This window comes from Streptomyces sparsus (genome assembly GCF_054776295.1).
The window spans coordinates 1-1443 of the sequence record NZ_BAAHCA010001113.1 but is presented as its reverse complement, the minus strand read 5'-3'; the positions used below and the strand labels follow the sequence as shown (position 1 = coordinate 1443).

Below are 1443 nucleotides of genomic sequence, written 5' to 3'. Positions count from 1 at the left end.
CGCCACCGTGGCCGGCCGACGCGCCGGGGTAGCCGTAGCCCGGCGCCGGCGGGCCGAATCCGCCTGACGCGGGCGGCTGGTGGGAGGGTTGGTGACCTGGCGGCGGCGGTATCGTCATGCCGCCAACTCTGACATGCCAGGAACAGCTTCCGGCCCCCAGGTACGCCACCTTCACCATGTGGATCGCGCGCCTCCACCCGGACGCCGCGCGTCCGTCGGAAACCGGGCCCGAGCCCGCCCTTCCGCCTCCGCAGCCGGACCGCACCGCTCACGCCCCGTAGCCCGTCCCGACGAGCGGCCGTCCCCACGAGGGGCCGACTCACGACGAGCGGCCGGCCCCCGATGAGTGATCAACCCCGGCCGTGGAACCCCGCTCGTGGAACTAATCGCGACCACCTCGGCGTTTCCCCAGCATGCGTGAACAGGAGATTCCATGCGCGGCCTGAGACCTGCTTCCCTCGGCGCCGAACCGGAGGGCGACCGGTTGCGGCGCATCCTGGCGTCCCCGCACTACGACGCGGACGCCGGCGCCTTCCGCAACCCGGCCGGACCGACGGACCCGCCCGCGGTCCCCGACCCGCCCGGCACCCGGCTCGACATGATCCGCGCCCTGCTCCGCGGTGACGGTCGGCGGCCGACGGCGCCGATGCCGGTACAGCGGCCGGAGCTGGGCTCCCCGCCCGCCTCCGGGCTGCGGCTCACCTGGTGCGGCCACGCGTCGGTGCTCGCCGAGATCGACGGCCGCCGGGTGCTCTTCGACCCGGTCTGGGGTGAACGCTGCTCACCGTTCCCGTTCGTCGGGCCCCGCAGGTTCCACCGGCCCCCGCTCCCGCTGTCCGAACTCGGGCCGCTGGACGCGGTGGCGATCTCGCACGACCACTACGACCACCTGGACATGGCGTCCGTGCGTGAGCTGGCCCGTACCGACGTGCTGTTCGCCGTTCCGCTCGGCGTGGGCGCCCACCTGGAGCGCTGGGGCGTGCGCCCCGAGCGGATCGCCGAACTCGACTGGCACGAGTCGGTCGAGGTCGGCCCCCTGACGCTGACCGCGACACCCGCCCGCCACTTCTGCGGCCGGGGCCTGCGGAACAAACAGCGCGCCCTGTGGGCGTCCTGGGTGGTCGCCGGCCCGGAACACCGCGTGTTCCACAGCGGCGACACCGGCTACTTCCCCGGTTTCGCGGACATCGGCCGCACCCACGGCCCGTTCGACGCCTCGATGATCCAGATCGGTGCCTACAGCGAGTACTGGCCCGACATCCACATGACACCCGAGGAAGGGCTGCGGGCCCACCGCGACCTGCGCGGCGGCACCCTGCTGCCCATCCACTGGGGCACCTTCAACCTGGCACCGCACCCGTGGACGGACCCGGCCGACCGCTCGCTGGCCGCCGCCGCCGAGGCCGGGGTGCGCATCGCCGTGCCCCGGCCCGGTGAGCCCTT

The 1443-nt window shown here is 74.1% G+C and carries 1 protein-coding gene; it reads left to right on the top strand.

Features of this window, described 5'->3' with window-relative positions; all coding sequences use genetic code 11:
• Positions 1 to 433 precede the first annotated feature (433 nt).
• Positions 434 to 1443: MBL fold metallo-hydrolase (locus ACYVE9_RS26710; protein ID WP_461030470.1), on the top strand; the 1010-nt coding region annotated here is incomplete at its 3' end.